We start from the raw sequence: 6,933 nt of genomic DNA on the forward strand, positions 1-6,933 counted from the left end.
GGAGGCCAGATGAGTACCGCACCCGGGGCGACCAGTGACGTCGTCACCCAAGCAATCCGCCTGTTGGCCGCGCAGGGTTACCACGCGACCACCGTGGATCAATTGGCGCAGGCCGCAGGGGTCAGTCGCGCCACGTTTTTCCGCAAGTACGGGTCCAAGGAAGACATTGTCTTTGCGGATCACGCCTCCAACTTGGAACGCCTCGAACAGCTGTTGAACCGGCCGAACCTCACCCCGCAGGCGGGGCTGGCGGAGGGCGTTCAACTCGTGTTCCGGCACAACCTCGATTACGCGGACCGGGCCGTTGCACGGCATCACCTGCTGCAGGACGTGGAACCCCTCCGGGACAGGGAGCTGGCCACCTCACATCGCTACGAGCGACTGTTCCAGGGATTCCTGCGCAGGGCGCTGCCCGAGAACGCGGATCAGCGCGTCACCGCGGTGTCCCTGGCCTCGGCAACGGTGGCCGTGCACAACGCGTATCTGCGCACGTGGTTGAGGGATCCGCAGGCCAACAATGGCGAACAGCTCGCGGCGGGTCTCAACCAGCGCATTGGCTGGCTGTGCGCGGCATTCGGTCTGTCACCGGGGGCCGCACGCCTCGCGGGTGCGCCGCGGCAATCCGACGCGACGGCGTCGGCCCCGCCGGTGGTTGTGGTGCTTCAGGAAGGGGCCGATCCCCGGGAGGCGGCGGAGCAGACGGCGCGTTCGGTCTATGAAGCACTGGTTACCGCTCGCGGTCAGTCGGCGTCGCGCTCCGAGACCAACACCGCATAGATCAGTTCATCGCGCCACTCGCCCAGTTGGAAGTGGCTTTCGCGCAGGGTGGCCTCGTGTCGCATTCCGATGCGCTCGCACACCTTGGCCGAGGCCACGTTGAGGCTATCCAGGCGCGCAAAAACGCGGTGCGCCCCCAGCCTGTCAAAGGCGGCGTCTACGGCTGCGTTCGCGGCCTCCGCGGCGTAACCCTTGCCCGTGTGGTCCGGGTGCAAGGCCCAACCGATTTCGACCTGGCACGCCTCGGCATCGGCGAGTGTCAACACGATCTCCCCGACCAGCTCGTCCATATCGTGCGGCGACACGGCAAGACGAATCTGGTCCCCGTCCTCGGTCCAGCGGCGCTCACCCATGTGGTCCTTGGTCATGCCAATGACATCAGCCATGTTCCGCGGCCCGCGCCACGCGTGCACTGCGTAGTCTTCGCGGGACTGGTAGGAGTGCATCGGCTCGATATCTGCCTCGGTGAGCCGGCGGAACGTCAGGCGCTGTGAGCGCAGGGGCAGCACATTTTTCATCCCGTTCAGCCTATCGACCGTGCACCCTGGTAAGCCGCCCCGGATGACACGCAATATCTTGACGTGATACGCAGTCTCAGTGCAATCTGGGGGATGATGATGTGGCGCGGGCCACCATTCCCTCAGTGCTCAGGAGTTCAGCGTGACCGAGACCCAGTTCCCCTCCACCGTGACCATTGGTGTGGATTATCCGGTCCTGCCCGGGCACGAACGCCCGATTGCGCTGGTCAGCCTGGATTCCTCGAACTCCAACGGGTTGATCATCTGGGGCTCCGAGGCGCTGCACCAGCTGCGCCGCGAGCTCACGGCAATCGACACCTCCGCGGTTGAGGCCGTGGTTGTCACGGGTAACACCACATCCTTCGGTGCCGGGGCGAACCTCAAGGAGATCCGGCACGCTCAGCTCCACGATGTGTCGGAGGATTACATCTGGGCCGGCCACGAAACGTTCGCCGTGCTCGCAGACATGCCCGTGCCCACCTTCTCACTCGTCACGGGCATGGCCCTGGGCGGGGGCATGGAGCTCGCGCTGCATTCGGATTACCGCCTGGCCACCTCGGGGAAGGCGCAGCTCGGCCTGCCCGAGTGCCACCTGGGCTTCTTCCCCGGCTGGGGCGGCGTCTACCTGTTGCCGCACCTGGTTGGCGCCCGGGCCGCCCTCGACGTGATCATCACCGATTCCATGCGCGGCCGGAACCTCAAGCCTCAGCAGGCCCTGGAGATCGGCATGGTCGACGCCGTACTGGATGCGGTACCCGGCACGCCCGAATGGGATCAGCAGTGGCAGCGGTGGGTCGTCGATGCTCTCGAGGGCAAGCACGAGCCGCGCAGCTCCTCCGACGACGACACCGCATGGCAGGAAGCCGTCGATGCCGCCCGGGCCAAGGCCGAGCGCGCCTGGCACGGTGCCGCGCCGGGTCCGGTCGCGGCCATTGATCTGGTGAGTCGCGCCCGAACGGATTCCCGGCACGCCAATGCCGCAGCGGCGGTGCAGTTGGCCTCGTCCGTGCTGCGCACCGACGCCGCCAAGGCCTCCCTCTACGCCTTCGAATTGGTCACCGCCCGACGCCGCGCAGCCGCCGACGTGCCGGAGGCCCCCGTGCGACCCATCCGCAAGGCGGCGGTCATCGGCGCGGGCCTGATGGCGGGCCAGCTCGCGAGCCTCATGGCCCAGGGCGCCCAGATCCCCGTGGTCATGACCGACCTGGACGACGAGCGCTTGGCCACCGGCGTACAGCGCACCCGCGACCGGTTCACCGCGCAGGCCGAAAAGGGCCGCATGAGTCCAGAACAGGCCGAGAAGCTGGGCTCACTGATCACCGGCGCCAAGAACCCCGAGGATCTCGCGGACGCGGACTTCGTGATCGAAGCGGTCTTCGAGGAGCTCGACGTCAAGAAGAAGGTCTTCGCCCAGTGGGAGCCGGTGCTGCGCCATGACGCGATCCTCGCCACCAATACCTCATCGCTGTCCGTCACCGCCATGGGCGAAGACCTGCAGCACCCCGAACGACTCGTGGGCTTCCACGTGTTCAACCCCGTGGAGGTCACCCCGCTGCTCGAGATCGTGGCGACCCAAGCCACCGATGACTCCACGGTGGCCACCGCATTCGATGTCGCGGCCACGCTGCGCCGGATCGCCGTGCTCGTCAAGGACGCCCCGAGCTTCGTGGTCAACCGCGTACTGACCCGCATGTACGACGAGATCGGCCGCGCCATAGACGCCGGCGGTGACCCCAAGACCGTGGACCGGGCACTTGCCCCCATGGGACTGCCCATGACGCCGTTGCAGCTGCTGGACTTCGTGGGCCCCGCGGTACTCGTGCACATCACCCACACGATGCACGAGGCCTACCCGGACCGCTTCACGCTCTCCCCGTGGTTGGACGCCGTGGCCGAGGCCGGCCTCACCCGTGTGCTGCCCCAGCGCGGCGAAAACTCCGACACTTACCTCACCCCGCAGGCGGAGCAGGCCCGGGATCGCACGCAGGGCGAGCGGACGGCGTCGTCGGCGGGGGACGACGGCGCGAACGGTCAGTTGCTCAGCCGCGTGCAGGACGCGCTCGCGGACGAGATCGGCCGCATGTTGGACGAGAGCGTGGTGGCCTCCGCGCGGGATGTCGACCTGTGCATGATCCTGGGCGCCAACTACCCGTTCCACCTGGGCGGCATCACCCCGTACCTGGACCGTTGCGGCGCATCCGAGCGTATGCGCGGCCGGCGATTCGACGCCGCACAGAATTGATCCACCCCACCGAGAACCACCACGACTTCGCGAAAGAGATCACGGCATGACCGAGCAGCCCACCACCACACAGTCCACCACCGAACCCTCCACGGGTAGCCAGCAGCTGTTCCCACAGGGCACCGTGGAACCCGAATACTCGCTCAACGATGTCCTCGACACGGACACCGCCGGTGTCTACGCGGACATCACCGACGAGGACCGCGCCCACTGGATGCGTGCCCGCGCGTTCGTGCAGGACGAGCTGCTGGGAGTGATCCACGAACACTGGGACCGCGGCGAGTACCCGCTGGACCTGGTGGCGCGCATGGGCGAGTTGGACCTGTTGCGCGACGGTGTGGACGTGCCCGGGTACGCGCCGATGTCCAAAATGGCCGCCGGACTGGTGGCCATGGAACTCTCCCGCGGGGACGGCTCCATCTCCACCGTGAGCGGCGTGCAGGGCGGGCTGGCCATGCGCTCGATCGCCATGTGCGGCAACGACGAACAGCGGCAACGCTGGCTGCCCGCCATGGCCTCCGGCAAGCTGCTGGGCGCGTTCGCGCTGACCGAACCCACGCACGGCTCGGACTCGATCGGCCTGGAAACCCGCGCCACCCCCACCGAGGGCGGCTTTGTTCTCAACGGCGAGAAGAAGTGGATCGGTAATGGCTCCATGGGCGGCATCACCGTGGTGTGGGCTCGCAACGATGTCACCCATGCGGTGCAGGGCTTTGTGGTTCCGCAGGAGTCGGAGGGCTACAGCGGCACAACTATTCGCGGCAAGTTGGCGTTGCGCGCCATCCACCAGGCCCACATTCGCATGGAGAACGTCTTTGTTCCCGCGGAGAACGTGCTGCCGGGCGCCGGTTCGTTCCGGGACACCTCCGCGGTGTTGTTCGCAACCCGCATTGGTGTGGCCTGGGCCGCGGTCGGGCAGGCGGTGGCCTGCTACGAGACCGCCGTTCAGTACGTGGCGCAGCGCAAGCAGTTCGGCCGGCCGCTGGCCGCGTCGCAGATCGTGCAGGAGCGGCTGGCGCGCATGCTCAGTGAGTTGACCTCCATGCAGACGATCGTGATGGCCATGGCCCGCAAGGAAGCCGCCGGCACGCTGACCGGGCCTCAGGCCTCGCTGGCCAAGTACACCGCAACCCGTACGGCCCGTGGTGTTGCGGCGAACGCGCGCGATCTTTTGGGCGGCAACGGCATTCTGGTGGAAAATCGTGTGGCGCGTCACTTTGCAGACGTCGAGGCGCTACACACTTACGAGGGCACCGAAACCGTTCAGGCCCTCATCATCGGCAAGTCCATCACCGGTTTCTCGGCCTACAACTGAGTCACCCATTACAGGAGCACCCATGTACGCCAACGCACAGCCCCTGTCTCCGCTGCGATTCATCGAGCGCAGCGCGGAAGTCTTTCCCCGGCGAGAAGCCATTGTGTACGGCGACCAGTCGTGGACCTACCGGGAGTTCGAGCGGGACGTGCGGCGATTCGCCACCGCGCTCCTGCCGTATCTTTCTTCCGCTGCGGTTTCGGGGGACGACGCCGCCGGGTCCGGTGACGCCGCCGAACACGAGTATCGGGGTGCAGAGCAACTGACACGGTCCCTGCCCACGGTGGCCGTGATTGCGCCCAACCTTCCGGCCATGCTGATGGCCCATTACGCGGTTCCGGCTGCGGGTGCGGTTCTGGTGCCGTTGAACCCGCGGTTGTCCACGCGCGAGCTCGACTACATCCTGGAGCACAGCGAGGCGCGCGTGGTCATCGCGGACTCGTCCGTGCTGGACACGGTGGTCTCCGCAATGAATGGCAAAGAGGGCATCACGCTCGTTCAACTGCCCGATGAGCAGGCCGGCATCGAGCCGGTGCGGGAGCACTCCTACGGTGAGATCCCCACGTTCGAGCAGTTCATCGATGTGGAGCCCTGGGAGGCCGGCCGTGCGGCGTCGTCGGGCGAGCCGGGTGTGAGCTACGGGGTGACGGACGAGAACTCGCCCATCACCCTCAACTACACGTCCGGGACCACGGGCCGCCCCAAGGGTGTGCTGTACGGGCACCGTGGGGCGTACCTGAACAGTTTGGGGGAGGTCTTCCACAACGGCTTCGACGGGGCGACCCGCTACCTGTGGACCCTGCCGATGTTCCACTGCAACGGGTGGTGCACCACGTGGGCCGTGACCGCCGCCGGCGGCACCCATGTGTGCCTGCGGGCCGTGCGCCCGGATGCGATCTGGGACGCGTTCGACAACCAGGCCATCACACACCTGTGCGGTGCGCCCGCCGTGTGCTCCATCATCGTGGACGCGGACGAGGCTCATGCACTCGACAACCCCATTCGCATCACCACGGCGGGAGCCCCGCCGGCACCTAGCATCATTGAACGCCTCGAGAGTGCCGGGTTCGGGATCGTGCACGTGTACGGGCTCACCGAGGTGTTTGGCCCCATCACCATTTGTGAACCGCAAGAGGAGTGGCAAGAACTGTCCCCGCACGAGCGCGCCCAGCAGATGTCCCGCCAAGGAGTGGGCATGGTGCAGGCGGAGGTCGCGCGCATCGTGGATACCGAGATGAACGATGTCCCCGCGGACGGCGAGACACTGGGTGAAGTGGTGCTGCGCGGCAACAACGTGATGATCGGGTACTACAAGGACCCGCAAGCCACGGAGCAGGCGTTCTTCGGTGGCTGGTTCCACACCGGTGACCTGGGCGTCATGCACCCCAACGGGTACATCCAGCTGCGAGACCGCGCCAAGGACATCATCATTTCCGGCGGAGAGAACATCTCGTCCATCGAGGTGGAGCAGGCCTTGTATTCCCATCCGGACGTGACCGACGTGGCCGTGATCGGTGTTGCCCATGAGAAGTGGGGTGAGCGACCGGTGGCATACGTGGTGCGTTCGGCGGGTTCCTCGGTCACCGGGGACGAGCTGCGGGAGCACGTGCGCGAACGCCTGAGCGGCTTCAAGGTGCCGGACACCGTGACCTTCAGTGATGAGCTGCCGCGGACGGCCACGGGCAAGGTGCGAAAGAACGTGCTGCGGGGATAGCCGGCGCGGCCCCGGGTGGATCTTCTCCGCCGCAGTTTCCGGTAACCCGGCCGAAGACCTCTGCGGGTCCGGATGATCTGCGGGTAGTGACCCGGGCCACTTATAACACAGGTCCGGCCGCCGCTTTGCGCGGTGGCCGAACCCTGTGTAATGTATTCCGAGTCGCCGCAAGGACGGACAAGCGAGAGATCGCCTCCCCGGTACCGCCGACAGCAACCAACCACTTACCGAGCCCAGCTCAGTCGCGAACGAGAGTTTGCGAAAAGGTAAACGGATGGATAAGCTGGAGAGGTTGCCGCAGGGGAGAGCGAAAAGCTCCCGAATCTAGCGGCAAGACCAACCAACAAAGAGCCTAACGGTTTATTGT

Annotated in this window: 5 protein-coding genes; 4 read left to right on the forward strand and 1 reads right to left on the reverse strand. The window is 66.4% G+C overall.

Annotated features, from left to right (window positions below; translation table 11 throughout):
- Window positions 1–9: 9 nt before the first annotated feature.
- Entirely contained in the window at window positions 10–777 is a 768-nt protein-coding gene (locus AC3ENJ_RS12660; protein WP_431814294.1) for a TetR/AcrR family transcriptional regulator, read from the forward strand.
- Here the strand turns inward: AC3ENJ_RS12660 and AC3ENJ_RS12665 are convergent.
- On the reverse strand, window positions 741–1,295 hold the full coding sequence (locus AC3ENJ_RS12665) for a GNAT family N-acetyltransferase (protein WP_431814295.1): 555 nt from the start codon (window positions 1,293–1,295) through the stop codon (window positions 741–743). The two genes, AC3ENJ_RS12660 and AC3ENJ_RS12665, sit on opposite strands and share 37 nt — an antisense overlap.
- A 142-nt stretch (window positions 1,296–1,437) precedes the next feature.
- On the opposite strand from AC3ENJ_RS12665, the gene AC3ENJ_RS12670 reads away from it, so the two are divergent.
- Genes AC3ENJ_RS12670 through AC3ENJ_RS12680 form a run of 3 tightly spaced genes read left to right on the forward strand, consistent with a single transcriptional unit; the run spans window position 1,438 to window position 6,566 of the window.
- Window positions 1,438–3,537 carry a 3-hydroxyacyl-CoA dehydrogenase NAD-binding domain-containing protein gene (locus AC3ENJ_RS12670; RefSeq protein WP_431814296.1) on the forward strand — a complete coding sequence of 700 codons (2,100 nt, stop codon included), beginning with the start codon at window positions 1,438–1,440 and terminating at the stop codon, window positions 3,535–3,537.
- Window positions 3,538–3,583: 46 nt separating this feature from the next.
- Window positions 3,584–4,852 carry an acyl-CoA dehydrogenase family protein gene (locus AC3ENJ_RS12675; RefSeq protein ID WP_431814297.1) on the forward strand — a complete coding sequence of 423 codons (1,269 nt, stop codon included), beginning with the start codon at window positions 3,584–3,586 and terminating at the stop codon, window positions 4,850–4,852.
- A gap of 22 nt (window positions 4,853–4,874) precedes the next feature.
- Window positions 4,875–6,566, forward strand: coding sequence for an AMP-binding protein (locus tag AC3ENJ_RS12680; protein WP_431814298.1), 1,692 nt, complete (start codon window positions 4,875–4,877; stop codon window positions 6,564–6,566).
- The last annotated feature ends 367 nt before the right edge of the window (window positions 6,567–6,933 follow it).

It is taken from the genome of Kocuria sp. cx-455 (genome assembly GCF_057707085.1).

Excerpts from the sequence above, each read along its gene's own strand:
- AC3ENJ_RS12660 (WP_431814294.1), top strand. The coding sequence starts at position 10 with ATGAGTACCGCACCCGGGGCGACCAGTGACGTCGTCACCCAAGCAATC.
- AC3ENJ_RS12665 (WP_431814295.1), bottom strand. The coding sequence starts at position 1,295 with ATGAAAAATGTGCTGCCCCTGCGCTCACAGCGCCTGACGTTCCGCCGG.
- AC3ENJ_RS12675 (WP_431814297.1), top strand. The coding sequence starts at position 3,584 with ATGACCGAGCAGCCCACCACCACACAGTCCACCACCGAACCCTCCACG.
- AC3ENJ_RS12680 (WP_431814298.1), top strand. The coding sequence starts at position 4,875 with ATGTACGCCAACGCACAGCCCCTGTCTCCGCTGCGATTCATCGAGCGC.